The 25348-nt window shown below is 39.9% G+C and carries 31 protein-coding genes; 28 read left to right on the forward strand and 3 right to left on the reverse strand.

The features are described from left to right. Positions 1 to 284 precede the first annotated feature (284 nt). From alaS to trxA, 7 genes are all read left to right on the forward strand, one after another. Positions 285 to 2939: an alanine--tRNA ligase gene (alaS, locus tag LKJ51_RS05570; RefSeq protein ID WP_291979272.1), complete on the forward strand. Its 2655-nt coding sequence runs from the start codon at positions 285 to 287 to the stop codon at positions 2937 to 2939. Positions 2940 to 3145: 206 nt separating this feature from the next. Continuing rightward, positions 3146 to 3391 (forward strand): IreB family regulatory phosphoprotein, encoded by a 246-nt coding sequence (locus LKJ51_RS05575; RefSeq protein WP_291979280.1) that lies wholly within the window; start codon positions 3146 to 3148, stop codon positions 3389 to 3391. Continuing rightward, positions 3388 to 3831, forward strand: coding sequence for a Holliday junction resolvase RuvX (gene ruvX, locus LKJ51_RS05580; RefSeq protein ID WP_291979271.1), 444 nt, complete (start codon positions 3388 to 3390; stop codon positions 3829 to 3831). Before LKJ51_RS05575 ends, ruvX begins: the two co-directional genes overlap by 4 nt. 11 nt (positions 3832 to 3842) lie before the next feature. Next, positions 3843 to 4142, forward strand: a complete 300-nt coding sequence (locus LKJ51_RS05585; RefSeq protein ID WP_291979270.1) for a DUF1292 domain-containing protein — start codon at positions 3843 to 3845, stop codon at positions 4140 to 4142. Positions 4143 to 4234: 92 nt separating this feature from the next. Continuing rightward, positions 4235 to 4762 carry a CvpA family protein gene (locus LKJ51_RS05590; RefSeq protein ID WP_291979269.1) on the forward strand — a complete coding sequence of 176 codons (528 nt, stop codon included), beginning with the start codon at positions 4235 to 4237 and terminating at the stop codon, positions 4760 to 4762. Positions 4763 to 4775: 13 nt separating this feature from the next. Then, complete coding sequence (locus LKJ51_RS05595) at positions 4776 to 7154, forward strand: endonuclease MutS2 (RefSeq protein ID WP_291979268.1); 2379 nt, start codon at positions 4776 to 4778, stop codon at positions 7152 to 7154. Between the two features lie 85 nt (positions 7155 to 7239). Further along, positions 7240 to 7557, forward strand: a complete 318-nt coding sequence (gene trxA / locus LKJ51_RS05600) for a thioredoxin (RefSeq protein WP_291979266.1) — start codon at positions 7240 to 7242, stop codon at positions 7555 to 7557. Positions 7558 to 7627: 70 nt separating this feature from the next. On the opposite strand, the gene LKJ51_RS05605 is transcribed toward trxA, so the two are convergent. Next, on the reverse strand, positions 7628 to 8131 hold the full coding sequence (locus tag LKJ51_RS05605; RefSeq protein ID WP_291979264.1) for a YslB family protein: 504 nt from the start codon (positions 8129 to 8131) through the stop codon (positions 7628 to 7630). A gap of 144 nt (positions 8132 to 8275) precedes the next feature. Here LKJ51_RS05605 and murI point away from each other — a divergent pair, with 144 nt between their 5' ends. Genes murI through cbpB form a run of 4 tightly spaced genes read left to right on the forward strand, consistent with a single transcriptional unit; the run spans position 8276 to position 10696 of the window. Further along, positions 8276 to 9076, forward strand: coding sequence for a glutamate racemase (murI, locus tag LKJ51_RS05610; protein ID WP_291979262.1), 801 nt, complete (start codon positions 8276 to 8278; stop codon positions 9074 to 9076). After that, positions 9076 to 9672 (forward strand): XTP/dITP diphosphatase, encoded by a 597-nt coding sequence (locus tag LKJ51_RS05615; RefSeq protein ID WP_291979260.1) that lies wholly within the window; start codon positions 9076 to 9078, stop codon positions 9670 to 9672. Before murI ends, LKJ51_RS05615 begins: the two co-directional genes overlap by 1 nt. Then, on the forward strand, positions 9672 to 10193 hold the full coding sequence (locus tag LKJ51_RS05620) for a metallophosphoesterase (RefSeq protein ID WP_291979258.1): 522 nt from the start codon (positions 9672 to 9674) through the stop codon (positions 10191 to 10193). Before LKJ51_RS05615 ends, LKJ51_RS05620 begins: the two co-directional genes overlap by 1 nt. 32 nt (positions 10194 to 10225) lie before the next feature. Continuing rightward, entirely contained in the window at positions 10226 to 10696 is a 471-nt protein-coding gene (cbpB, locus tag LKJ51_RS05625) for a cyclic-di-AMP-binding protein CbpB (RefSeq protein WP_291979256.1), read from the forward strand. Positions 10697 to 10743: 47 nt separating this feature from the next. Here cbpB and LKJ51_RS05630 read toward each other — a convergent pair whose 3' ends face one another. After that, the gene (locus tag LKJ51_RS05630; RefSeq protein ID WP_291979254.1) at positions 10744 to 11613 is read right to left on the reverse strand and encodes a mechanosensitive ion channel family protein; all 870 of its coding nucleotides are present in this window, start codon (positions 11611 to 11613) and stop codon (positions 10744 to 10746) included. A gap of 130 nt (positions 11614 to 11743) precedes the next feature. Here LKJ51_RS05630 and LKJ51_RS05635 point away from each other — a divergent pair, with 130 nt between their 5' ends. The 17 genes from LKJ51_RS05635 (at position 11744) to LKJ51_RS05715 (ending at position 24274) form a co-directional block, all read left to right on the forward strand. Then, the gene (locus LKJ51_RS05635; protein WP_291979252.1) at positions 11744 to 12175 is read left to right on the forward strand and encodes a DUF948 domain-containing protein; all 432 of its coding nucleotides are present in this window, start codon (positions 11744 to 11746) and stop codon (positions 12173 to 12175) included. Then, a complete protein-coding gene (locus LKJ51_RS05640) occupies positions 12175 to 12624 on the forward strand; it encodes a hypothetical protein (protein WP_291979250.1) in 450 nt (149 codons plus the stop codon). Before LKJ51_RS05635 ends, LKJ51_RS05640 begins: the two co-directional genes overlap by 1 nt. Positions 12625 to 12809: 185 nt before the next feature. Further along, positions 12810 to 13817: a catabolite control protein A gene (ccpA, locus tag LKJ51_RS05645; protein WP_291979248.1), complete on the forward strand. Its 1008-nt coding sequence runs from the start codon at positions 12810 to 12812 to the stop codon at positions 13815 to 13817. Continuing rightward, positions 13780 to 14664 (forward strand): hypothetical protein, encoded by an 885-nt coding sequence (locus LKJ51_RS05650; RefSeq protein WP_291980158.1) that lies wholly within the window; start codon positions 13780 to 13782, stop codon positions 14662 to 14664. Before ccpA ends, LKJ51_RS05650 begins: the two co-directional genes overlap by 38 nt. Positions 14665 to 14736: 72 nt before the next feature. Continuing rightward, complete coding sequence (locus tag LKJ51_RS05655; RefSeq protein WP_291979244.1) at positions 14737 to 15474, forward strand: YebC/PmpR family DNA-binding transcriptional regulator; 738 nt, start codon at positions 14737 to 14739, stop codon at positions 15472 to 15474. Between the two features lie 150 nt (positions 15475 to 15624). Beyond that, positions 15625 to 16599, forward strand: a complete 975-nt coding sequence (comGA, locus tag LKJ51_RS05660; protein ID WP_291979242.1) for a competence type IV pilus ATPase ComGA — start codon at positions 15625 to 15627, stop codon at positions 16597 to 16599. Beyond that, positions 16517 to 17584, forward strand: a complete 1068-nt coding sequence (comGB, locus tag LKJ51_RS05665; RefSeq protein WP_291979240.1) for a competence type IV pilus assembly protein ComGB — start codon at positions 16517 to 16519, stop codon at positions 17582 to 17584. Before comGA ends, comGB begins: the two co-directional genes overlap by 83 nt. After that, a complete protein-coding gene (gene comGC / locus LKJ51_RS05670; protein WP_291979238.1) occupies positions 17584 to 17886 on the forward strand; it encodes a competence type IV pilus major pilin ComGC in 303 nt (100 codons plus the stop codon). Before comGB ends, comGC begins: the two co-directional genes overlap by 1 nt. Further along, entirely contained in the window at positions 17883 to 18314 is a 432-nt protein-coding gene (gene comGD / locus LKJ51_RS05675; protein WP_291979236.1) for a competence type IV pilus minor pilin ComGD, read from the forward strand. Before comGC ends, comGD begins: the two co-directional genes overlap by 4 nt. After that, positions 18301 to 18591, forward strand: coding sequence for a type II secretion system protein (locus tag LKJ51_RS05680; RefSeq protein WP_291979235.1), 291 nt, complete (start codon positions 18301 to 18303; stop codon positions 18589 to 18591). Before comGD ends, LKJ51_RS05680 begins: the two co-directional genes overlap by 14 nt. After that, a complete protein-coding gene (locus LKJ51_RS05685; RefSeq protein ID WP_291979232.1) occupies positions 18588 to 19061 on the forward strand; it encodes a prepilin-type N-terminal cleavage/methylation domain-containing protein in 474 nt (157 codons plus the stop codon). Before LKJ51_RS05680 ends, LKJ51_RS05685 begins: the two co-directional genes overlap by 4 nt. A 313-nt stretch (positions 19062 to 19374) precedes the next feature. Continuing rightward, positions 19375 to 20364, forward strand: a complete 990-nt coding sequence (locus LKJ51_RS05690) for a class I SAM-dependent methyltransferase (protein ID WP_366017772.1) — start codon at positions 19375 to 19377, stop codon at positions 20362 to 20364. 15 nt (positions 20365 to 20379) lie between these two features. Next, entirely contained in the window at positions 20380 to 21579 is a 1200-nt protein-coding gene (locus tag LKJ51_RS05695) for an acetate/propionate family kinase (protein ID WP_291979230.1), read from the forward strand. Between the two features lie 90 nt (positions 21580 to 21669). Further along, positions 21670 to 22281: a metallophosphoesterase gene (locus LKJ51_RS05700; protein ID WP_291979228.1), complete on the forward strand. Its 612-nt coding sequence runs from the start codon at positions 21670 to 21672 to the stop codon at positions 22279 to 22281. A 46-nt stretch (positions 22282 to 22327) separates the two neighbouring features. Next, entirely contained in the window at positions 22328 to 22879 is a 552-nt protein-coding gene (locus tag LKJ51_RS05705) for a YutD family protein (RefSeq protein WP_291979225.1), read from the forward strand. Beyond that, on the forward strand, positions 22869 to 23645 hold the full coding sequence (locus tag LKJ51_RS05710; protein ID WP_291980159.1) for a TIGR01457 family HAD-type hydrolase: 777 nt from the start codon (positions 22869 to 22871) through the stop codon (positions 23643 to 23645). Before LKJ51_RS05705 ends, LKJ51_RS05710 begins: the two co-directional genes overlap by 11 nt. Then, positions 23645 to 24274, forward strand: a complete 630-nt coding sequence (locus tag LKJ51_RS05715; RefSeq protein WP_291980160.1) for a TIGR01906 family membrane protein — start codon at positions 23645 to 23647, stop codon at positions 24272 to 24274. The genes LKJ51_RS05710 and LKJ51_RS05715 overlap by 1 nt, the downstream gene beginning before the upstream one ends. Here LKJ51_RS05715 and LKJ51_RS05720 read toward each other — a convergent pair. Then, a complete protein-coding gene (locus tag LKJ51_RS05720; RefSeq protein WP_291979278.1) occupies positions 24248 to 24889 on the reverse strand; it encodes a VTT domain-containing protein in 642 nt (213 codons plus the stop codon). The two genes, LKJ51_RS05715 and LKJ51_RS05720, sit on opposite strands and share 27 nt — an antisense overlap. Between the last annotated feature and the right edge of the window lie 459 nt (positions 24890 to 25348).

Consider the following 25348-nt stretch of genomic DNA (forward strand, 5'->3'; position numbering starts at 1 on the left):
CGTCGTGAACGAAATAGCCGTTGATCTTGTGAACATTATTCGTTATAATATGGTTCGTTTGGGACATATTATTTGAGACCATTATTTCAGAGACAACTGGGTTGCTGTGACAGTTGATAGGGCTTTAAGTGATGCTACCCATTCGTAAAATTAGATATCAAACTTACCTTGATGGTAAGAAATAAGAGGTTAACGAAATCCATCGTTGCAATCAGAGTGGTACCGCGTCAGTTCGGCGTCTCTGAAAGCAGGGATGGATTTTGTTTTTTTGAAAGGGAGATATTATGAAGCAGTTAAAGAAGCTGAATAGTGCTCAGGTACGGCGAATGTACCTGAAATTCTTTGAAGAACACGGTCATAAGATTATGCCAAGTGCTTCTTTGGTTCCGGTTAATGACCCAACATTGCTTTGGATTAACTCTGGTGTTGCAACGATGAAGAAGTACTTTGACGGAAAAGTTGTTCCAGAAAATCCGCGGATGACTAGTTCACAGAAGAGTATTCGGACGAATGATATTGAAAACGTCGGGAAGACTGCCCGTCACCATACCATGTTTGAAATGCTTGGTAACTTCTCAGTTGGTGATTACTTCAAAAACGAGGTTATTCCATGGGCTTGGGAGTTATTAACAAGTGATGATTGGTTTGGCTTTGATCCAGAACGACTCTACATCACATACTACCCAAAGGATCACGATGCTTATAACAAGTGGCGTGAAGTTGGGGTGGCCAAGGATCACTTGATCCCTGATGAAGATAACTTCTGGGATATTGGTCAGGGTCCTTCTGGCCCAGATACCGAGATCTTCTATGATCGTGGTCAAGAATTTAATAATTTAGCTGATGACGATCCAGAAAATTACCCTGGTGGTGAAAATGAACGCTACCTTGAAATTTGGAACATTGTGTTCAGTCAATTTAACCACACTCCTGAAGATACTTATGAACCACTTCCTCATAAGAACATTGATACCGGGATGGGACTTGAACGGGTTGTTTCAATTTTTGAAAACGCCCCAACTAACTTTGAAACCGACCTCTTTATGCCACTGATTAAGCAAACAGAGAAATTTAGTGGCACCAAGAAGTACGGTGAAAACAAGGAAGACGACATCCAATTTAAGATCATTGCGGACCATATTCGGACAATTACTTTTGCCATTGGCGATGGTGCGCTTCCTTCAAACGTTGGTCGAGGATACGTTATTCGGCGGTTGCTTCGTCGGGCCGTTGTTGCCGGAAAGAAGTTAGGAATTGATGAACCATTCCTTGCTAAGATGGTCCCAACGGTTGGCAAGATTATGGAAGATTACTACCCAGACGTATTGGAAAATGCTGATTACATTGCATCGGTTATTAAGTCCGAAGAAGATCGCTTCAGTGCAACATTGAATGGTGGTTTGAACCTCCTAAATAATGTGATCGCAACTGCTAAGAAGGATGGTACCAATGAAATTGACGGTCGGACGGCATTCAAGCTTTATGATACCTATGGATTCCCTGTTGAATTAACTAAGGAATATGCGAGTGATGAAGGCTTAACTGTTGATGAAAAGGGCTTCCAAGCTGCAATGACTGAACAGCAAAACCGGGCCCGGAACGCTCGTGACATGGATAACGGAATGGGAGTTCAGACTGACCTGTGGACCGACTTCAAGGAAGAAAGTCAATACGTTGGTTACACTGATCTGAGCATTGACGGCGCTAAGGTCATTGGCTTGGCTCACGATGGTAAACAAGCCGATGAAGCTCAACCAGGCGATAAGAATGTGGAAGTAATCTTTGACAAGACCCCATTCTACGCAGAGATGGGTGGTCAGGTTGCTGATACTGGTAATATTATTGATAATTATGGTAAAACAGTTGGTCGTGTTGTTGACGTTCAACATGCACCTAACCAACAAAACCTTCATCGAGTTGAATTAAATGCTCCACTAAAGAAGGGTGCCCGTTACAAGTTGGTTGTTGACCGGATTCGTCACCTCAAGATCGAAAAGAACCACACCGCAACCCACCTGCTTGATCAAGCATTGCGGAACGTTCTTGGCGGTCATACTCAACAAGCAGGTTCATTAGTTGAGGAACATTACTTACGGTTTGACTTTAACCACTTTGGTCAAGTAACTGCTAAGGACCTTAAAGCGGTTGAACAAATGGTTAATGAACAAATTTGGAAGGAAATCCCGGTTAAGACAGTTGAAACCGATATTGACTCCGCTAAGGAAATGGGAGCAATTGCACTCTTCTCCGATAAGTACGGCGATAAGGTTCGGGTTGTTAAGATCGGTGATTACAACACAGAATTCTGTGGTGGTGATCACGTTAAGAACACTAATGAACTTGGCCTCTTCAAGATTGTTTCCGAAGGTGGTGTTGGTGCTGGTGTTCGGCGGATTGAAGCTGTGACATCGAGTGACGCCTTCAAATTCCTTCAAGGACGAGACGATCTCCTTAACGAAGTCGCTAGTGATTTAAAGGTTGCCCAGATTAAGGAAGTTCCTCATCAGGTTGAAGCATTACAAAGCGACCTTAAAGAAGCCCAAAAGCAGAGTGAAGCACTTCAAGCAAAGATTGCCGCTCAACAGGCTAACAGTGTCTTTGAAAATGTTCAAAAGACAGAAAAGGGAAGCTTGATTGCTGCCGAAGTTCAAGTTGCTGGAATGGGACAGTTACGTCAGTTAGCAGATAAGTGGCGGGCAAAGTCACTGTCAGATGTCCTTGTTCTTGGAACTGCTAATGATGGTAAAGCTAACCTACTAGTTGCTGTAGGTGATGATAAGGTTAAGAGTGGCCTAAAGGCTGGCGACTTAATCAAGGCAATTGCCCCTGCTATTAATGGTGGCGGTGGCGGTCGGCCAAACCTTGCTCAAGCTGGTGGAAAGAAACCTGAAGGAATTCAGGATGCTTTAAAGCAAGCTGCTACGTATTTGAATAATTAACTAATTAGTTTTGAAAATAGGAAACTAAGGGCTTAAGAAGGCCTCTAGCGTGCTCGGAATTTCCGAACATACTAGAGACCTTTTTGTATACTGGACTGTAACATTTTTTAATGCTGGTGAATTGTGATTTATTGATGAGTATAGTAAAATTGAACCATGAATAGTCACTGGAGGTGACAAGTGTGTCAGGGAATAATGATAAGACGATGTTTTTTGACTTTGGTCAGAACCGTCAAGAAGATATTAAGCAAACATTAAAAACTGTTTATGAGGCACTAGAAGAAAAGGGGTATAACCCAATTAATCAAATTGTTGGTTACCTTCTTTCCGGAGATCCTGCTTACATTCCGCGGTTAAAGGATGCGCGGAATCTCATTCGCCAACATGAACGTGATGAAATTATTGAGGAATTAGTTCGTTCATACTTGAAGAACAATGGGGAAACTAAATGAGATTATTAGGGTTAGATGTTGGCTCAAAAACCGTCGGAATTGCAGTTAGTGATCCCCTTGGATGGACCGCACAGGCTGTCGAGATCATTCCAATTAATGAAGATGAAGAAGTTTTTGGAATTGATCGAGTTGCGGAGATTGTTAAGCAAAAGCAGGTTGCTGGTTTTGTGGTTGGGCTACCCAAGAACATGAATAATACTGAGGGACCACGTGTCGATGCTTCTCATCATTATGGTGAATTGCTAAAGAAGCGGTTTCCAACGATCCCTGTTGATTTCCAAGATGAGCGCTTAACGACTGTTGAAGCTCACCGGATGTTGGTTGAGGAAGCTGACATCTCACGAGCAAAACAGAAAAAAGTGATTGATGAAGTGGCAGCTACCTTTATCTTACAAAGCTACTTAGATCGTCACGGCAAACTTGTCCAAAAATTGAAATGAGGTAAGGATTAATGAGTAAGCAACAAAATACGGATGACCAAATGATTACCCTTGTTGACGAAAATGGTAATGAACAGCTTTTCAAAGAGCTGTTTACATTTGATTCGGATGACTGGGGAAAGTCATATATTTTTATTTATCCAGCTGAACAGGAAAACGATGATTCGGTAGATATCCAAGCTTATATCATTGCTGATAACAAAGATGGCGATGGTGAGGACTTAGTACCGATTGAAGATGATAAAGAATGGGATATGGTTGAAGAAGTTTTGAATACTTTCTTGGATAATGATGGAAATTTTAAAGCTTAAGATTAATCTTATTCTATCAAGAGGCTGGGATGTGACGTGTTCACGATCCCGGTCTTTTATGTTGGAATGCCCTTAAAGGAGAGACAGACGAGTTGGTTCTTTCAACAATTATCTTGTTATTATTAATTATTAGCATCGTTCACGGTTACCGAAAGGGTCTATTATCAATGGTTCTTTCTGTTTTAACGTATATTATTAGTTATTATGGTGCTAAGTATCTTGCTCCGCATATTGGTGATTGGTTAGCGGGGGTCCTTCCTGAAATAAGCCACGGGACAGCTATTTCTGGTAATGATCTGATTGGCCTGAATCTCAGTCAGTTCTTTTATCGGGGAATTGCCTTTATTATTGGTTTTGCTATCTTCGTTGCAATTTTAAAGTTGCTATTACGAAGGCTAAAGTGGATTTCCAAGCTACCAATATTAGGAATAATCGATCGTTGGCTTGGAGCAGGATTGAACTTAGTAATTGTCTATGTCATACTTTTTGTTTTATTAATGGTCTTGCAGCTATATCCTGCTGGTTGGTGGCAGGCTCAACTAGCTAGTTCAGAGATTGCCCAAGTAATTATTAAGGAAACACCATTTTTAACACAAACGGTTATTAATCTTTTAGGTTAGAAAGGAGAAAACAGTGGATCGTAAAGCAATTTCAACAATGGAATTTGATCAGATCAAGCATGAGTTAGCCCATTATCTTGTGTCGGCTTCTGGTAAACATGAGTTAGCCGAGTTAACACCGTCATCTGATTACAATCAAATTCAATATTGGTTAGATGAAACTACTGATGGGGCTGATATCTTACGTTTAACTGGCGGTATTCCAATCCCTAAATTAAAGAACATTCAGCCTCAGTTAAAACGGTTACGGATTAACGCTAATTTAAATGGAACTGAGCTTGCCCAGATCACCAAAGTTCTACAAACTAGCATGAGTGTCAAAAACTTTTTTGTGGAATTTAAAGAACAGAAAAAATTTGAACTTCGGGTAATCAATGATGCCGTTCAGCAATTAATAACAATTCCCTCGATCACAAAACGGCTGATTCAATCGATTGATCCAGATGGTCGGGTAAGGGATGAAGCTTCAACAAAGTTACACGGAATTCGTCGCTTGATTAGTAAGACTGAGACAGAGATCCACCACCAAATGGAAAGGTTCACTCAGGGAAGGAACGCCAAGTATTTAAGCGACGCAATCGTTACCGTTCGTAATGATCGTTACGTGGTTCCCGTCTTAGCCCGTTACCGCAACAAGCTTGGTGGAGTTGTCCACGACCAAAGTGCTAGTGGGCAGACGTTATATATTGAGCCGGCTGCAGTAGTTGAATACAACAACCGCCTTCGCCAAGCACAAGTCGAAGAAAAGCACGCTGTTCTAGAGGTCCTTGCAGAACTTTCAGCCCTTATTTCTCCATACCAGGATGAAATTAACGAAAATGCTAAGATCTTGGGTCACCTTGATTTCATCAACACTAAGGCACGTTTTGCTCGGGATCATAAAGATAGTTTGCCATTATTAAGTGCGGATAACCATGTCATGATCCGCCAAGCTCGGCACCCGCTGATTGATCCACAAAAGGCCGTTGCTAACGATATTAAAGTTGGCGATCAGTATCGAACAATTGTTATTACGGGACCAAACACTGGTGGTAAAACCATTACTCTGAAAACATTTGGCTTGATTCAGATGATGGGCCAAGCAGGGTTATTTATTCCGGCACAGGAAGGTAGCACGATTGGTGTCTTTGATGATATTTATGCAGACATTGGTGATGAGCAGTCGTTGGAACAAAATCTGAGTACATTTTCTGGCCATATGGAGAACGTTAAGTCGATTCTTGAACGAATTACTAATCGTAGTCTAGTCCTGCTTGATGAATTAGGTGCGGGAACCGATCCTAAAGAAGGAGCGGCACTTGCCATGTCAATTTTGGATTATATTGCAAGTAAGGACAGTACGGTTGTAATTACTACCCACTATCCTGAATTAAAAGTTTACGGCTACGATCGTCCGGGAACACTTAATGCTAGCATGGAGTTTGATCAGGAAACGTTAAAGCCAACTTACCACCTGCTATTGGGAATTCCGGGTCGTTCGAACGGGATTGAAATTGCTCAACGACTGGGAATTAACGCAACGGTTATTGACGAATCGAAGTCTTTAGTAAGTGAGGATAGTCAAGATTTGAACCAAATGATTGGTGAATTAGTTGAGCAACGAAAGGCAGCTCGTGAAGAAAAGGAACGGTTACAAAAATTATTAGCTGCTAATCACCAAAAGCAAGCAGAACTTACTAGTAAGCTCGATCGGTTTAATGAGCAACGAGATTCCTTGTTAGCTAAGGCAAGAAATGAGGCCAACCACGAAGTTTCAACGGCAAAGAAGAAGGCGGACCGGATTATTCACCACCTTCGCCAGCTAGAAATAAAGCAGGGCCAGGGTGTTAAGGAAAATGAGTTGATTGATGCCCAGGGAGCACTGAATGCTCTTCACCGTGAAGATCCACGTCTAAAGAGGAATGCGGTGCTTCGTCGGGCTAAGGAGAAGCACGACCTTCATGTTGGGGATGCAGTACTAGTTAAGTCCTATGGCCAGCAAGGAGAGTTATTGTCGAAACGAGGTCGGCATAAGTGGGAAGTCCAAATTGGGATTCTCCGAATGGAAATTGATGAAAATGATCTTGAAAAGATTAGTCGTAAACAACTAAAAAAGGCTGAACGGGCTAAGGAGAAGGTTTCTTCAGGTGTCCGAACAACCCAGACACGACATACCAGTGCGCGACTTGATCTTCGTGGTCATCGTTATGAACAAGCAATGAGCGAGCTTTCTGCCTTTATTGATCATGCACTGCTAAATAACCTTTCTACCGTAACGATTATTCACGGGAAAGGAACTGGTGCATTAAGAAAGGGAACTCAAGAGTATCTTCGTTCTAATCCTCGGGTAAAATCGTTTGACTACGCTGCTCCGAATAATGGTGGCGATGGTGCTACAATAGTCAATTTATAAATACTTCTAAAAAGTAAGCATATTCTCTGACAACTTCGTTAGAGTTTGATACACTATGATTAAATCAATTGAGGAGGAATTTGAGATGACTGTTAAAGTAACAACTGATCAAACCTTTGAACAGGATACCGCAACTGGGGTAAGCTTAACTGACTTTTGGGCAACATGGTGTGGCCCTTGTCGGATGCAATCACCAGTTGTTGAAAAATTATCTGAAGAAATGCCTAACGTTAATTTCACCAAGATGGACGTCGACCAAAATAAAGAAGTTCCACAAGAATTTCAAATCATGAGTATTCCTACTTTGCTAGTTAAAAAAGACGGCAAGGTTGTGGATAAGGTGATTGGTTACCATTCAAAGGAACAGTTAAAGCAATTACTGGAACAATATGCTAATGATTAAGGAATAAAAAGAGCGAGACCGGAAAACAAGGTGTTTTCTCCGGTCTCGCCTTTTTCGTAATTTAGTGATATTACTCTTTATCATCTGCTGGTTGATGATTATGAAGATCAAGGAACGTTACTAATTCAGTTCGCTCATTATCAGCATTGCTCTGTGGATCGTTCTTTACTTCAATCAACACACAATTCTTTTTTAGTTCGCTGATTTCTGCTTCAGCTACAGTCATCAGTTGAAATTCAATCTCTTGAGCAAGAAATCCCATCTCAAGGCCAAAGGATGTTTGTTCACCGCTTTGGTTAATTCGTTCCTGAACAATTGGGCCACCAAGTTTCCATAGTTGACTTGTTGCCGATTTCTTTTGAAGAGAGAGGTCTCCAAAGCCTAATTGGTTAGTAATTAACTGAAGATCATCAATCGAGCCAACGGGGAACTGCCGAGCAATATCTTTCCCAATCCAATAGAGCATCTCATCTGTTTCCTTACCTAGGATGGCAGGTAAGATAACATCACGGAGACTACCATTGATTAGTCCACGTTTACTATTTAACAGTGAATCGTATAATTTTTGGCTCATTAACCTAATACTCCTTTTGAAGAATCAATACTATTATACTGAATAATTAGGGAAAAGAAGGGGATTTTACTCGAAAACTTGCAAAAGATTTGAGAAAATTAAATAATGAAGGTTCAAGGATACTTAGAAGATGAGGTGGATAAAATGGATAATCGACCAATTGGTATTATGGATTCGGGCTTAGGCGGTTTGTCTGTTGTTCGGGTGGTTCAACGCGAGCTTCCTAATGAATCCATTGTTTTTGTTGGTGATGAGGGGCATTTTCCGTATGGCACTAAATCACAATCAGTAGTTCGGCAACTAGTTCTTAAGATTGGACAGTTTTTGCAGTCGCAACCGGTTAAGCTAATGATCATTGCTTGTAATACTGCTACCGCTGCGGCGTTACCAACAGTTCAACAGCAACTAACAATTCCAGTTATTGGTGTAATTAATCCCGGCGCTAAAGCTGCAATTGATAGTGACGTACAACGAATTGGTGTTATTGCGACTGAATCAACAACTAAGGATGGGGCCTATGTTCGTGAGCTCCAAAAATTAAATCCAAGTGTTAAGGTAATTAGTAAGGCTACACAACCATTAGTTGCAATTGTGGAGCACGGGAAGACGGGGACCCCAGAAGCACAAGAAACGGTTAATGAACAATTAACGATTTTTGATGAACAACCAGTTGATGCCCTAATCTTAGGTTGTACCCACTTTCCATTCCTGACTAATGAAATTAAACAGAAGATGGGACCCAATGTTAAGCTAATTGACCCGGCACTAGAAACGGTCAATCAGGCCAAAAAGCTTTTAACAAAAAACCAATTATTAAGTGATCAGCCCGCAAGTTATCAATTATATTCGACTGGTGATCGCAAAGATCTGATTTCCGGTGCGGATAAGTGGCTGGCTGGCCATTATGATAGTTGTAACAGTCTACAGTTAGAGGGAGATAACTAATGAATTCTTTAGTAATTGCTACTAAAAATCAGGGAAAAGCAAGAGAGTACCGTGAAATGTTTGCCCCATACGATATTGAAGTAAAAACCCTTGCCGATTTTTCAACACCAATCAAGATTAACGAGAACGGGACGACCTTTTTAGAAAATGCCACGATTAAGGCGCAAACCGTTATGGATAAACTTGGAGTTCCCGTAATGGCGGATGACTCTGGGTTAGTGGTCGATGCATTAGACGGTGCTCCTGGTGTTCATTCAGCACGTTACGCGGGTGACCATGATGATCAAGCAAATAACAATAAGCTTCTCCACGAGTTGCAGGGGGTTCCTACTGGAAAACGAACGGCACACTTTCACACCACGATTGTTGCTTTGAAGCCTGATGGCGCAAAATTAGTGGCTAATGGTCGAGTAAATGGGCGAATCTTGACTAAGCCTCGAGGTGAGAATGGCTTTGGCTACGATCCGCTATTTTATGTGGAACAATATGGATGCTCCATGGCCGAGTTGACTGCGGAACAAAAGAATGCAATTAGTCATCGTGGAGAAGCATTGAAAGAGTTTCTTGATCACTTTGCAGAATGGTGGAATAAGTAATGAAAGCATTAGTTATTAGTGATAACCATGGCGATAGCAGGATTTTAAAAGATATTCAAGAGAAATTCGCTAACCAAGTGGATGTCCTAATTCATTGTGGTGACTCTGAATTAGAAGATAATACCGCGCCAATGAAATATTTTCGTGCGGTCAAGGGGAATAATGATTGGGGCCTTAATTATCCGCCACAATTAGAATTCGTTATTGAGAAGACCAAATTTTTGGTGGTTCACGGTGATCGTGATCGAGTGAATTACTCATTAACGCCACTCATGTTAAAGGCACAATCACTCAACACTCAGGTGGTTTGTTATGGTCATACTCATCAATTAGCTGTAACGGTAGAAAATGGTACCCTGTTTATTAATCCAGGAAGCATTAGTCTTCCTCGGGGAGAGTTTTCGCAGATTGGCGGAACATTTGCCCTAGTCAATATCACGGCTGATAATTTTATCGTTGATTACTACAACCGGAATTGCTTGCCAATCCCTGAACTCCATTTTGAATTTAAGCGGAATTAAAAATGAATTTATGAGAAAGGGAAGATTAATTAATGATCGAAAAGCACCTTCAGGAAATGCTTCTTCGGCGGCGGGATAAGTTTATGATTCCCGCTAGTCTAGTAGCCACGGTTAATGTTAACAATAGTCTTGGCCACGCCTTCTTAGTGTTGACAAAGGACCGGTACGCTAAGATTATCGTGGTTGATAATGAAAACCTGTATCGTGGTCAACTATCTTTAGCTATGATCACCGACAGACTTTTGGAGACGGACCGAATTAATGTTGAAAAATTAAATGAACTAACGGTTGCTGACGTAATGCAAACTGATGCTCCCGTAATCCAGGATCCATTTGCGATCGAAAAGAACTTACATTTACTTCTCGACCAATCATTTTTAGCAGTGGTGAATAAAGACGGAATTTTCTGCGGAATTGTCACGCGTCGTGAGTTGTTGAAAACTGTAAATTATACTTTGCATAATTTTGGTGAGACTTACAAGATAACACCTAAAAATAAGTAGGGAGGCTCCAATGCTCGGCTTTGTCGAACACTGGAACCTCCCTTGTTTTACTTATTTAAGTTTGGCGTTAAAGTATTATCCCAACCAAGCGGGATCTTATTTTTACGTAATACCTTTAGGTAATCGGAAAGAAAGGTACTTGCAATCTTATCCTGAACACCATTCTTGGTCGTGATTGTTACCCGAAAGATTAGCTGACCACCGGTATTTACGGGACCAACGACTACCGGAGTGGAGCGAAGTTCTGGAATGCTGGATACTAGTTTCTTGTTTTCTTCATTAATGATCTCGGCGATTTTATCTAACGGGGCTTTAGTAGAAATTCGAATATCAACATTAGCAACCATATTGTTTCGTGAAAAATTCTGAACGGTTGTGATGTTTCGGTTAGGAATGTAATTAAGCGTTCCGTCACTACTTGTAATTTGGGTAGTCCGCAAGCCTAAAGCAGTCACAGTTCCCTTAATGGAATCAACTTGGACAACATCACCAACGTCTAATTGTTGTTCAAGAAGAATAAAGAACCCCGTAACCATATCGCTAACAAAGCCCTGTGCACCAAGTCCCAATGCGATACTGAAGATTCCAGCCCCGGCGATTAATGTCCCCACAGGAACGCCAATTTCTGAGAGAATGGCGTAAAGCAGGAAAAAGTAGCAAGTATAGCGATAAATGTTTAGCGTAAGAGCATGGATTGTCGCAATGCGGTTACTTGATTGCAGAAACTTAACGTGGTTAGATTCAGCGAATACGTGATCAATAATGATCCTTCCTAGCCAAAGTAGGACAAGAAAGAGTAAAATTGTCACCGCAATTAACAGTAATCGGCTAAAAAAGTGTTGGGAAATTTCGTGCCATGACAAGTCTGTAAAGACCTTCGTAACCTGTTGCATTTGCTTATTAACCAACGAATTCATTGTGATCCTCCTTTAAAATACTCATTTTATTGTACAGGTCATTGGATCAATTGTCGAATGGGAGTTAGGTATGCTATTCTACTAGTGTGGGTATAATTATCGAGATTTCTAAACAGGAAGGGGACTAATAATGACGATTGGTGAATTAGCTGGCCTCATTGCAGCAATTGCATTTGTTATTCTGGTCATTTTTGCATGTATTTCACTTAGTCATGTAAGTAAAGTACTTAAAGAAACTAATGACTCAGTTAAGGTGCTATCAGATGATGTTGATACTTTAAGTAAGGAGACTGAAAAGCTGCTTAGTAATACAAATAGTTTGTTAGCAGATCTGAATAAAAAGTCCGTTAAACTTGATCCAGCAGTTCAAGCAGTAGCAGATGTTGGTCAAAGTGTTTCAAATGTCAATGAAGCGGTAAATAACTTTGTTGAGCGTCATGAGGAACGACAGAATAAGCTTTCTGGCTTTTCTAAAATGGCAACGCAAGCTGTTGTAATGGGTGCATGGCGGAAGTTCCGTCAACATCGACAGGCAAAGAAGGCAAAGGAGATGGATGAATAATGAGTAAGAATTTATTGTTAGGAACCATTCTTGGTGGTGCCGCTACATATGTTGCTTGGAAATGCTTATCAGATAAGCAAAAAAAGAATATCAAGGAAAATGTTGGCTCTTACGTAAGCGATTTTGCTGATGCATCAACTGACTACGCATTAAATGCTCTTGATATTATTGACGAAAAACTTGCTGAAAGTGAAGCAAGCGATAAGTTGAGCGGCTTGAGTGACCGCTTTACGACAACGGCGGATAAGGTTAAGGATAAGGCAAACAAAGTTGTTGATCACTTTACCAATGATGAATTTGATCAACAGACCGCTGATATCCGTGAACAACTTGCCAAGAGTGCCGATCCAGATATCGTTATTGATGCAACTTCTTCATCAGATGAAGCAGATTCAACTGACGAAAAAGAAGCTGCTCCAGAAGAAAAAGACAAAGAAAATCAGGACTAACCGTGAGCATTCAGTATGCTTCTATCCAATAAAGTGGACCTCAATTTTCAGAAAATTCTGAAAATATGTGGCCCACTTTTTTACAATTTTATGACAACGTTTGCCAAAGCAAGATTAATCTGATAGTATTGTGGTTATGAAAAAATATGAAAACAAATGATAACAACGAAGAAAGGGCTATCAATATGGAAAAACAAGCAGTAACGATTTATACTGTTGCGCGTGAAGCACGAGTCTCAATGGCAACCGTTTCACGAGTTGTTAATGGTAATCCAAACGTTAAACCAGAAACCCGGCAAAAGGTGCTTGATGTAATTAAGAAGTTAAACTACCGTCCTAATGCGGTTGCTCGTGGTTTAGCTTCCAAGAAGACCACAACGGTTGGTGTGATTATTCCAAGTGTTACTAATCCATACTTTGCCGAATTAGCATTAGGGATTGATGATATTGCAACCATGTATAAATATAATATTATTTTGACTAACTCGGACTTTAACGACGACAAGATCTTAAAGGTTGCCCGGAGCCTTCTGGCAAAGCAGGTTGATGGGATTATCTTCATGGGTCATGACATGTCGGCAGAGTTGCAACAGGAATTTGAGGCATCAAATACTCCGGTAGTTGTATCGGGATCAATTGTTAATGATGACCAGTTAGCAACCGTTCGAATTGATTATCAAAGTGCTGCCAAAGAAGCAACTAACTACTTATTGGAACATAATGATGATCGGGTTGCTTTTGTGGTTAGCTCATTGGATTATTCAATTAATTCTAAATACCGCCTTGCTGGTTATAAAGAAGCGTTGGCAGAACACAACATCCCATTTGAATCTAAGTATGTGATTGAAACTAACGGTGATTATAACCGGGCCTATGAACAAGCAAGTCATCTTGTAGAACAAGGAATTAATGCAGCCTATGTTAGTGATGATGACCTTGCTGCTGGTCTATTAAACGGTTTAACCGATAATGGAGTTAAGGTTCCTGATGACTTTGAAATTATTACGTCTAATGATACGACGTACGCTAAAATCACTCGGCCAACTTTAACATCAATTACCCAACCACTTTATGACATTGGTGCCATCTCAATGCGTCTATTAACTAAGATGATGGATGGTGAAGTGAGTGATAATGATGATGTAATTCTTGATCATGGAATTGCTGAGCGGCAATCAACACGCCGGAGCTAATAAGATCGTGGAATCGCGAAGTGCAATTCGACGTGAAAACAAGCGACAGGAAAAACAAAAGAACAATCGGGAGCATGTTCGTCGCCATCCCGTATTTATTGTTTGGGGAACTATCTTAGTGGCGTTATTGATGACTGCACTAATTTTAAACCAAACAATTCTTTCTTCTAAGTTTGTAAAGCATGAGATTACTCATTCAAATTTATCGGAAACGTTGATGGAGAATGTGAATAGTGAACTTTCACGTTATGGAGTGTCGACCGGAGCCGTTTCAGAACATGAAGCGAATAAATTAATTACTCAGGCCGTTGACCAGGTTTATTCTGGTGAATCGATCGACCTTAACTTGCAACCTGTCTTGGGCAATTTGAATAATTCAGTATCTCAGGCGGCTTCGCAGTATGGGATAACTGGTCAACTTTCTAGTTCAGTGGAATCAAATATTAACAGTGGTATTTCAAATACGGTTAATCAGCAACTTAATACTCCACAGGTCAAGCAGTTTACAGGGGCAATCTCAATTGCTAAAACGGTTGTTCATTTTATAATGCTGGTTTCTTCGATTGGGTTAATTCTGATGTTGCTAACCTCAATCCTAAAGAAACACGTTATTCGATCCTTTTCCTGGATTGCTCTGTGGAGCTCAGTTTTCCTTTACGGTATAATATTAGGCCTTCGGGGAGTAGTAACTGCAATTGGTGCTTACTATCCAGACTACAGTTCTTTCACAGCACAGTTAGCAACAGATTTTTATTCTCGGTCAACTAATTATTGGTTGATTTTGTTAATATTAACAATTGCTTTATTTGGTTGGCGGATAACCATTAAAGTATTCAGGGGACGCTAACCTTGAATTTAGTGGGGATATCTGCTAAAATCTACCTGTTTATCACATTAATTAAGAAAAGAGGAGTCAGTAATGTCAGGACATTCAAAATGGCATAACATTCAGGGACGGAAGAACGCCCAAGATGCTAAGCGTGGTAAGATTTTCCAAAAGATCTCACGTGATTTGTACCAAGCAGCTAAAGCAGGTGACCCTGATCCAGCGAACAATGCCCAATTACGGTTGGTAATTGACAAGGCTCATGCCGCTAACATGCCAAAGAAGAACATTGATCGGGCAATTGCTAAGGCTTCTGGTATCGGTGGTGCAAAGTTCGAAGAAGTTACCTACGAAGGTTATGCACCAGGTGGTGTTGCAGTCATGGTATCTGCTTTGACTGATAATAAGAACCGGACCGCTGCAGCAGTGCGTTCAGCATTTACTCACGCGGGTGGTTCACTTGGAGCTAGTGGTTCAGTTTCATACATGTTTGATCGGAAGGGATTAATTGAAATCCTTCGTGAAGATCTCGACAAGAGTGAAGATGACATGTTGATGGATGCCCTTGATGCGGGTGCTGATGATATGAAGGCAACTGATGAAAAGTTCCAAATCTTTACCGATCCAAGTAACATGACAAGTGTTCGTGATGCTTTGCAAGAAAAGGGTTACGAGTTAGATACTGCTGAAGTAACTATGATCCCACAAAACCGGACTGCAGTTCCAGAAGATAAGGTTAAGCAATACAACCACCTTATTGATGAATTAACTGCTAACGACGACGTTGCGGATATTTATGAAGCTGGTCAATTACCAGAAGATGCAGAATAATTAATTATAGAAGGCGTAGAGTTCATTTTATTGAACCCTACGTCTTATTTTTATATGTGCGAAGAGGCCGGAAATTAATCCGGCCTCTTTGATATTTTAAAAGTGAAATTACCAATTAATTACGTTCTTTTATATTAGGGAGGTGAAAGAATGAAAAAATTTCAAGAATTGATTAATGATGCAATTAACAGGCGGAGTTCTGACTTATTTATTCTTCCTTATCAAGATAAGTATCGAATATTACTTTGTGTTAAGGGAGAAAAGGTGAAGGTAGATGAGTTATCCATGGAGAATGGTCAACAGATGATTGCTTATTTTAAATACCGCGGGAACATGACTGTAAGTGAACATCGCCGGCCGCAGATTGGGGCATTAAAGTGGCAAACAGGTAATTCGATGATTGACTTACGGTTATCAACGGTGGGCAATTATCGTGGACAGGAGTCACTGGTTATTCGTTTTATCTATTCACTAGTGAATTTAGACTATCGGGTAATCATGCCAGAACAGTGGCAACGAATTTCTCGTTTGACTCATCGTCGGGGATTGATTCTTTTCGCGGGACCGATGGGATCAGGAAAGACAACCACAATGTACCGTTTAGCAAAAGAACTAGCAGAAACTGAACTAGTAATGACAATTGAGGATCCAGTGGAAATCGAAGAGGCAAATTTCTTGCAGCTACAGGTAAATCAGAAAGCGGGAATGGAATATCAAGAGCTATTAAAGGTTGGCTTAAGACACCGCCCTGATGACTTTATTATTGGCGAGATTCGGGATGCAGAAACGGCCAACTTAGCTGTTCAGGCAGCCTTAAGTGGTCACCTTGTATTAGCAACGGTCCATGCGGTTAATGTATGTGGGGTAATTGCAAGAATGCGTCAATTAGGAGTTGAACAATATTATTTGAAGCAAGTATTGACAGGAGTTTGTTACCAACGACTTTTACCTCTAACTAATGGGGACTCATTATTATTTGACTTGTTAAGTGGTGAAGAACTTTCGCTGGCAGTTGATCAGGAAGAAACACGGGGGATGGGCAATGAATGGCTTAGTCAACTTGAAAAACTATTTCAGGAAGGAAAAATCTCATTGGCAAATTACAAAAAGTATCAAAACGGTTAAGTTTAACCATCGTGATCAAGCGGAGTGGTTACTATTAATTGCCGATTTATTAAAAAGTGGCTTTTCACTAAGGCACGCAATTGAATTTTCGGGGACGATTTCAAAAAAACAGGTAAATCTCTTTCAAAAAATTAATTTATTGATGGGTGAAGGAAAGACGTTTGCGGAATGCCTAAGGCCGTATATTAAACCAACCCTGTATTACCAATTATTGTTAGCCGAACAGCATGGTAATCTTGAGGAGTGCCTCCAAGAAGTCGGCAGGGTAATGATGCTTCGGGAAAAACAACGGCAAAAATTAATAACGTTATTGCAGTACCCGTTAATTTTAATCGGGTTATTGATGGCCCTAATGATTACACTTAAAATTTTTGTTTTTCCTGAACTGTCCCAGTGGGGAACAGAGACTTCGGGGAGAATTGGTAATTACGTAATCGAGACGGGAGCTTATTTTTGCGGTGCGTCTCTGGTTATGAGTGGCTTTGCACTTATACGGTGGAGAAAGTTAAATCAATTACAAAAGGTCAATGTTTATTGTTCACTCCCGATTGTAGGAAAATGTTATCGGCTATTTTATGGTTACTATGTTGTAACGAACTTAGCAATGATGATTCGTCATGGACTGACGTTGAACGAGATCTGTGTAACTCTTGAAAAAGACCAGGGAGAAGGATTCTTAGCGTTATTAGGAAGAATGGTTAGGGATGAGGCTAAGCTAGGTCAGGACCTAACTAAAATTATGCGCCATGTTTCGTTTTTGCCACGAGAACTCGCTGTGATTGCAGAAAAGGGTTCAACATTAGCGGATTTAGGAAAAGACCTATCTGCTTTGACTAATATTTTATTTCAACGGTTAACTAAGCGAATTGAACGGTTACTCATGTTGGTACAGCCAATTATTTTTGGCATTGTTGCGTTAGTTATTATCGCTCTTTATTTACGGCTACTATTGCCTATCTATCATTCGGTACAGGGGGTCATTTAATGTTTAAAAAGCGCGAGGCGTTTACTTTACTAGAAATGTCAATTGTCTTATTTATTATTAGCTTATTAATTTTAATTGTTTTGCCGAACTTAACAGCACAACGGAAAAATGCGAAGAAAGTCCATCGTGATGCGATGATTTCTGTTGTTCAAACGCAAGTTGATGAGTATGAAAACGATGGTGGAAGCGAGAATGTTAGTTTAGAAGAATTGCGGGATGCAAAGTATTTAACCGCTGCTCAGGTTAAAAAGGCACATGAACAGCATATTGTGATTGTTGACGGGAAGGTTATTAAGCGGTGAAGCGCGAGGCGTTTACCATTCTTGAAGTGTTGATTGTTTTAGTGCTATCAGCAATGATTATTACATTTACTTTTCCTAGCTTAGTACGAAGCCGGCAGGTAGTTGCGGAGCATGAATTTTGGAATAAGTTTCAACAGGAGTGGCAGGCAGCCCAAGTTCGGGCAAAAACTAAACAGATTGAAACGGAGGTAACTTTTGATCCTTCTGCTTATCAAATTGAATTTTATTGGCTTGAAAAGGCTCAACCACGAAAAGATGAATTACCGGTTCCAGAAACGTTGCTTGTAAGGCAATTTGATTCCTTTAAGATGCATGAGGATGGGTATACTAAACCACGAACACAAGAATTTCAGTCTTCAATTAACCACCGAACATATTTTGTTCGGATCCAACTAGCAGGTGGAGGGTATCATATTGAGACAAAATAAAAAGGACGCATTTATATTAGCTGACAGTTTGGTTGCTTTAACGATTGTTTCTTTAAGTATTACCTTTACCTTGACTTGTCACCAGTGCATGATGCAGCAAAATAAGCGTCTTCAAACTAATTTGGTAGCTAGCAGGCTCGCCAAAGAGGCAACGGATGAACTTGCTGTAACGCATCATCCAATTTATTTACGGCGTAATGAGTATAGTGTTGTGGCCTCTTCAAGGCAGGTGGTTGTTTACCTCCAAGGGGAAAGAATATTGGAGGTAACAAAATGAGTAGAAATGGGGCTTTTACTTTAGTAGAATGCTTGGTTGCTTTAATCATAATGTCGTTAATCACGGTTTTAGTTTCTTTCCAAATAAGAGTAATCAAATCTAGTACCACTAATCATCTTGAACGCCCCCTTGATTGGTACCTTTGTTTAGCTGAATTAGAGTCTCCCAATCATCAATTTACAATTGAAGAGGTTTCACAACGAAAGTTACAATTAGCAAGTCAAACTTCAGGAGCAAGTTATGAGTTACGGGCAACCGATCAGCTTTACTTAAGTCGGGTAAATCGGGGCGGTTACATGCTTTTATTTGCTGATATAAAAGCTGGTTCGACAACGTTTTGTCGATTGTCTGGTTCACGAGTAGAAATTCGGGCACGCCGAAAGAATGGTCAGCAATTATTAGGGGTGGTAAGGTTTTATGAAAAGAAAGAAGATCCAGGTAACTTGTCCGGGATATGCTCTACTGATTAGTCTAATATTATTAATAATTTCTACCGGAGTGGTGATTTTTGAATTTCAATACCAGAAACAACAGTCTGAAGTCAATCGTGAAATAATGCAAAAACTACAAAGCCAAATTAAACAAAACCTAAATAATTCAAATAATGACCCAAAAGAAAATATTCACAAATTCAGGAACAAATAGCCAAATTAAGGCCAAAATAACTAAATAAAGTTCGGTACTTAAGCGTTACCTTGAATTTAATAGACAGAATCGTTAAACTTAAAGATGATTGTAATGTAATGGAGGTGACCTATACTGTCACAACAATCAGTTCAGAAATTGTTTGAGTTATTTGATCAGGGGACAACACTTCTTCAAGCTGCGTTAAATAGTTCATACCTTGACGCAATGCTAGAAAATGCGGAGAACATTATTGATAATAATACTGTTCGCGTTGAAGATGGGGTTCCAGACAAAGAAACACAGGCAAAGCTAACGGGACTTTATAATCAACTTAATCTGAATGACGTTAAAGCAGAAGTAATTCGCCGATTAATTCAATTGAGTTTTTTGAAAGTTATTCGTAAAGATGCAATTCAAGCTAATCATCAGATGACGCCTGATACAATTGGCCTTTTGATGACATCCTTAATTGAAAAGGTAACACGAAATGCAAAGCCAGAGACTATTTTTGATCCTGCGGTTGGTACAGCTAACCTGTTAACAACCGTTATTAATCAACTGGATAAAGATGAACATGAAAATGTTCGTGGCTTTGGGATTGATAATGATGATTCAATGCTTGGCGTGGCAAGCGTTAATGTTGCATTGCAACATGCTAACGTTGAGTTATTTCACCAAGATTCGATCAATGCATTGGATATTCCACAATGTGATTTAGCAGTTAGTGATTTACCGATTGGCTATTATCCGCTTGATAAGAATACTGAAGGATACCAGACGAGAGCTAAGGAAGGACATTCATTTGTTCATCATTTACTGATTGAACAGTCGGTAAACTACCTTAAGCCGGGGAGCTTCGGTGTCTTTCTCGTTCCAAGTAGTCTATTTCAAACGAAGGAGACCGCAGAATTTGTTAAATGGATTCATTCTGTAGCTTATTTACAGGGATTTGTTAACTTGCCAAGTGAGTTATTTGCTAATCCGGCGGCGCAAAAGTCAATTTTACTATTGCAACGTCATGGGGGTAATAGTAAGCAAGCGCCAAAGGTTCTTCTCGGTGAATTTCCTTCGTTTAAGGATAAGGGTATGTTTACTCGTTTTATGCGGGAAATTGACGATTGGGTTGTAAAAAGTATTAATAAATAGAAGGGACGTTATCACATGTCAAAGACAATTGCAGTTAATGCCGGAAGTTCAACACTGAAGTTTAAGTTGTTTGATATGCCAAGTGAAGATGTTGTTGCTGAAGGGACAATTGAACGAATTGGCGAAAAAATGGGCCACGCAAAGATTAAGTATGGTGATGGCCAAAAGCATGAAGAAGAACGTGCATTTCCAGATCATGGTACCGCTGTTAAGTACCTCCTCGATCAACTGATTAACCTTGATATTGTTAAGAGTTATAATGAAATTACCGCGGTTGGTCACCGTGTTGTTGCTGGTGGTGAATACTTTAAGGACTCCGCAGTAATTAACGATGACGTAATTGCAAAGATTGATAGTTTAGCTGAATATGCTCCATTACATGATCCTGCTGAATTAGTAGGAATTAAGGAGTTCCGGAAGGTATTGCCAAATGCATTTGCAGTGGCCGTATTTGATACTTCATTCCACGTTAATATGCCAAAGAAGAATGCCCTCTACAGTGTTCCTTACGAATGGTATGAAAAGTACGGTGCCCGGAAGTATGGTGCTCACGGAACAAGCCACCGTTATGTTGCTGGTCGTGCTGCTGAAATGCTTGGAAAGCCATTAGAGGATCTGAAGCTAATCACAATGCATATTGGTGCCGGTGCATCAATCACTGCCGTTAAGGATGGTAAGTCATATGATACTTCAATGGGCTTCTCACCATTAGCTGGAATCACGATGGCAACCCGTTCGGGGGATGTTGATCCATCTCTTGTTGCGTTTGTTCAAGAGAAGTTAGGTAAGACTTCTGAAGAAATGATCGACATTTTGAATCACGAATCTGGTATTAAGGGAATTTCTGGAATTTCACCAGATATGCGTGATATTTTAGCTACCGCTGATAAGGGTAATAAGCGTGCTCAACTGACCCTTGATATTTACGTTAACAGAATTGTACGGTACGTTGGTGCTTACATTGCTGAAATGGGTGGTGCAGATGCAATCGTCTTCACTGCAGGTGTTGGTGAAAATAGTGTTCCAATTCGGAAGATGGTTACAGATAAGCTCGCTTACTTCGGTATTAAGATTGATCAAGAAAAGAATAACTGCCATGGTGTTGAACGTGATTTGTCCACACCTGATGCTAAGATCAAGACATTGTTAATTCCTACTGACGAGGAGTTAATGATCGTTCGTGATATTGAACGCTTGAAGAAGCAAAGCAAGTAATTTATTATAAAATCGATAGTCACCGGAATTTCCGCACTGACTGTCGATTTATTTTTATTTAAACTTTAAACAAGGGCTAGAGCTGTAAAAATGAAATTTGTCACGGCGGATACTCATTTTTTAGATGAGCATTTATTAGGAATTGATAAGTTTGCTCCGCGCCCTTTTTTGACGGTTAAGCAAATGGATCAGACAATTGTTGAAAACTGGAACGAGCGGGTTGGTAAAGACGATATTGTTTACCACCTTGGAGACATTGCCGTTTATTTTGAGAAGCCACAAACTAGGGCATATGAAAGGATCTTCGACATCCTTAACTCATTAAATGGTCATTTGATCTTAATCAAGGGGAACCATGATCCACGGGCACTATTTAAGTACATTGAGAAGAATAACTATTCTTTTAATGGCAAGCCAAAGTTTACTTTTCATGACGTGGGAGTGCTATTAAAATACGATCATCGTCAATATTATCTGACCCACTACCCATTAATGCTAGGAATTGCACCGCAAATTATTAATCTTCATGGACATATCCATCATTACGCTGTCCCGGCAAAGGAGAATATTAACGTTGGTATTGATTCACCAGAGTTTGATTATTTGCTGCCGGAGGAAATTTCCTTTGGGACACCTTTAACCTTTACACAGGTTGAAAAAATGGTTGAAGGAAAAGCAGATGATTTTGCTAAGCGAGGATGAGATCCATGTTATTATTTAAATTAATGGATTAAATGAGGTGAAGTGATTGAATCGGGCAAAAATACAAGAATACATCGATCAACGTGAGGATCAACGTGTTAACTTATATCATTATGAAGAGCAAACTGGGGAAGAATTTCTCTTAAATGGTCATCAATATAAATTATTAAAAAATTACCGAGATGGTTTTAATGGTGAAGAACTGGCCAAGCGGTTCAGTAATGTCTTAAATAAGTATGACTATATTGTTGGCGATTGGGGCTATGATCAGTTACGGCTTAAGGGCTTTTATGATCCAGACAACCCTCTATTCCGTCCAGAACAAGGAGTAGCAACAATTGAGGATTATCTGTATGAGGATTGTAATTTTGGTTGTTCATACTTTATTGTTCAAAATTGTGATGTTCGTTTACCAAAGCGACGGACCAGACGGCGTCGGAAAGGGCACACTCCAGTAATCAAAGAACGAAGAAGGAGAGTTCACCAGCCTGAGCCACGGAAACGACATCATCAAACGGCAAAGCGGGTGAAAGTTGGTAATCATCAGCAAAAATTCGTTATCCACCAGCGGGTAAAGAGGAGTCAAAATGAAAAATAACTACCAAGGATATTTTATTGATCTCGATGGAACTATGTATAAGGGGACTAAACGAATCCCCGCAGCGGCACGGTTTATTAGTCGCCTTCAACAGGCAAATAAGCAGGTATTGTTTGTGACTAACAATAGTACACGTTCACCAGAATTTGTTGCGAACAATTTAACCCAAAATCACGGGATTAATGCCACAAGTGAAAACGTATATACCACGGCATTAGCAACCGCAGACTACCTGGATCAAATTGCCGGTAATAAGCGTCGTGTATATGTCGTTGGCGAATCCGGATTGCGTGAGGCACTTGTTAACAGAAAATTCATCCTTACTTCTGATTCGCCGGACTATGTAGTGGTGGGGTTAGATTCAGAAGTGACCTATGATAAATTAGCGACAGCAGTGTTACTGATTCGGGATGGGGCTACATTTATCGGGACAAATGCCGATAGTAACCTGCCAAACCAACGGGGGATGGTTCCAGGAGCTGGCTCCCTAGTTAAACTAGTAGAATACGCTACCCAGGAAAAGCCGATTATGATTGGTAAACCAGAAAAGATTATTATGGCAATGGCATTAAAGAAGAGCGGCCTTACTAAGGAGCAGGTTGTAATGGTTGGGGACAATTATGATACTGATATTCAGGCAGCAATTAATTTCGGCATTGATAGTCTTTTAGTGTATTCTGGATTATCCACTAAAGCGGATGTGAGAAAGAAAGCAATTCAGCCAACCCATCAAGTTGATAGCTTAGATGACTGGAAGGTCGAATAATGCGAGTCTTTATGAAAAGTGCCTGCGAAGTGCTGATATACCTTCTTGCAGCATTTTCAATTGCGGTAATTATTACAACGAATATTTCTATTTTTCTCCTCCACTCATTTAAGTATGGTAGTGTTACGCAAGCAGAAATCTTAAGCGATTATCGTCATTTATTAATGTATCTTCAGTATCCGTTTGTTTCCCAGCTTAAATTGCAATATTTGCCGATTAGTAATAGTGCGACCATGCATTTTCAAATGGTTCGTCGTTTATTAATCGCTAACGAAATACTTTGCCCCGTTTGCTGGGGGATGATTATCATAAATAGCAGGAATATAAAAAAGCGAAGTCAACTCCTTTGGTTGATTTCGCTTATTAATTACGTTTGTATTTTTTTGTTGATGTTTATCGGCTTAACCTTAGTTAATTTTGAGAGTAGCTTCGTTAATTTTCATTATTTACTGTTTGGTAGTAATCGCGATTGGATTTTTAACCCGAAAGTTGATCCTATTATCCTGGCCATGCCACCATCGTTTTTCCTAGAATTATTCTGTATTTGTTTTGGAACCGTAATTTTGATTCTAATTTTAATTAGGTACTATAATCGGCGGAATTTATTTAGAGGCAAATTTAGACTTTAAGTAACTAACCACTGCCGGAATTAGGGTAACAACTATAATTGCGATGATGATAATTGAGAAATGTTCTTGAACAAATGGAAGGTTACCGAAAAAGTAGCCTGCAGCGCAGCAGATCGCAACCCAAGAAACACATCCTAAAATACTGTTACGAATAAACTTCCTGTAAGGAAAGCCGGAACCAGCAGCTGCAAATGGAGCAAAGGTCCTAATTATTGGCATGTAACGAGCAAGAATGATTGCTGGCGCCCCATGCTTTTCGAAAAATAGTTCAGCTTTAGCAAGACTATCTTTATCAATTAATTTACCAAATAGAGAATGATTGGATAGTCCTTTTCCTATCTTGTGACCGATGTAGAAGTTTAGTGAATCACCAAAAAGGCACGCGGCAAGGAAAGTAAAAATAAAGATCCAAATATTAAGGTGATATTGTGGATTGGCTGCAAGCGCACTAGCCGCAAAGAGAAGTGAGTCACCAGGCAAAAATGGGAGGATCACTGCCCCGGTTTCAATAAAGATAATCGCGAAGAGAATTAGGTAAGTTGTATCACCGAAATTATTTACTATTTGAATTAGGTGAGTATCAATATGTAAAACAAAATCAATTAGTGTTGAAATCATTGATTAACTCCTTTTAAAAAATCACAATACTTAGTAAGTTTATCAACCACCTATAGCTTTGTGAAGCCCTAATTTAACTGATTTGCCAAACCTTAAGAATGATTAGATGAAATATCTGCAGGATTATTTAAAAAAGATGTTGACACTATGTAGAGAACAGGTTATAGTTATTAACGTTGTCTGTAAGGCAATGATTTATTTCATCAAGTTGATTGAAATTAGTTGTTGACTTGGTTATAGCAACATGATATATTATAAAAGTTGCTTGTGAGGCAATGGTTGATAACTTAGTTTGATAACTTCTTCAAATTAGTTGTTGACATTGATGATGAGCATCTGATATAATTATTAATGTTAACTGTCACTTAAATGACAGTTAAGGTAGACCTTTGAAAACTGAACAAAGTTTCGACGAATCAAATGTGTAGGGTCTTCAATCATTACGATTTGAAGCAA

It is taken from the genome of Limosilactobacillus sp. (assembly GCF_022651205.1).
GTDB lineage: Bacteria > Bacillota > Bacilli > Lactobacillales > Lactobacillaceae > Limosilactobacillus.

Bases quoted from the DNA above. Each gene is read 5' to 3' on its own strand.
- alaS (WP_291979272.1), top strand. From the start codon at position 285: ATGAAGCAGTTAAAGAAGCTGAATAGTGCTCAGGTACGGCGAATGTAC.
- LKJ51_RS05575 (WP_291979280.1), top strand. From the start codon at position 3,146: ATGTTTTTTGACTTTGGTCAGAACCGTCAAGAAGATATTAAGCAAACA.
- ruvX (WP_291979271.1), top strand. From the start codon at position 3,388: ATGAGATTATTAGGGTTAGATGTTGGCTCAAAAACCGTCGGAATTGCA.
- LKJ51_RS05585 (WP_291979270.1), top strand. From the start codon at position 3,843: ATGAGTAAGCAACAAAATACGGATGACCAAATGATTACCCTTGTTGAC.
- trxA (WP_291979266.1), top strand. From the start codon at position 7,240: ATGACTGTTAAAGTAACAACTGATCAAACCTTTGAACAGGATACCGCA.
- LKJ51_RS05605 (WP_291979264.1), bottom strand. From the start codon at position 8,131: ATGAGCCAAAAATTATACGATTCACTGTTAAATAGTAAACGTGGACTA.
- murI (WP_291979262.1), top strand. From the start codon at position 8,276: ATGGATAATCGACCAATTGGTATTATGGATTCGGGCTTAGGCGGTTTG.
- LKJ51_RS05615 (WP_291979260.1), top strand. From the start codon at position 9,076: ATGAATTCTTTAGTAATTGCTACTAAAAATCAGGGAAAAGCAAGAGAG.
- LKJ51_RS05620 (WP_291979258.1), top strand. From the start codon at position 9,672: ATGAAAGCATTAGTTATTAGTGATAACCATGGCGATAGCAGGATTTTA.
- cbpB (WP_291979256.1), top strand. From the start codon at position 10,226: ATGATCGAAAAGCACCTTCAGGAAATGCTTCTTCGGCGGCGGGATAAG.
- LKJ51_RS05630 (WP_291979254.1), bottom strand. From the start codon at position 11,613: ATGAATTCGTTGGTTAATAAGCAAATGCAACAGGTTACGAAGGTCTTT.
- LKJ51_RS05635 (WP_291979252.1), top strand. From the start codon at position 11,744: ATGACGATTGGTGAATTAGCTGGCCTCATTGCAGCAATTGCATTTGTT.
- LKJ51_RS05640 (WP_291979250.1), top strand. From the start codon at position 12,175: ATGAGTAAGAATTTATTGTTAGGAACCATTCTTGGTGGTGCCGCTACA.
- ccpA (WP_291979248.1), top strand. From the start codon at position 12,810: ATGGAAAAACAAGCAGTAACGATTTATACTGTTGCGCGTGAAGCACGA.
- LKJ51_RS05650 (WP_291980158.1), top strand. From the start codon at position 13,780: ATGGAATTGCTGAGCGGCAATCAACACGCCGGAGCTAATAAGATCGTG.
- LKJ51_RS05655 (WP_291979244.1), top strand. From the start codon at position 14,737: ATGTCAGGACATTCAAAATGGCATAACATTCAGGGACGGAAGAACGCC.
- comGA (WP_291979242.1), top strand. From the start codon at position 15,625: ATGAAAAAATTTCAAGAATTGATTAATGATGCAATTAACAGGCGGAGT.
- comGB (WP_291979240.1), top strand. From the start codon at position 16,517: ATGAATGGCTTAGTCAACTTGAAAAACTATTTCAGGAAGGAAAAATCT.
- comGC (WP_291979238.1), top strand. From the start codon at position 17,584: ATGTTTAAAAAGCGCGAGGCGTTTACTTTACTAGAAATGTCAATTGTC.
- LKJ51_RS05685 (WP_291979232.1), top strand. From the start codon at position 18,588: ATGAGTAGAAATGGGGCTTTTACTTTAGTAGAATGCTTGGTTGCTTTA.
- LKJ51_RS05695 (WP_291979230.1), top strand. From the start codon at position 20,380: ATGTCAAAGACAATTGCAGTTAATGCCGGAAGTTCAACACTGAAGTTT.
- LKJ51_RS05700 (WP_291979228.1), top strand. From the start codon at position 21,670: ATGAAATTTGTCACGGCGGATACTCATTTTTTAGATGAGCATTTATTA.
- LKJ51_RS05710 (WP_291980159.1), top strand. From the start codon at position 22,869: ATGAAAAATAACTACCAAGGATATTTTATTGATCTCGATGGAACTATG.
- LKJ51_RS05715 (WP_291980160.1), top strand. From the start codon at position 23,645: ATGCGAGTCTTTATGAAAAGTGCCTGCGAAGTGCTGATATACCTTCTT.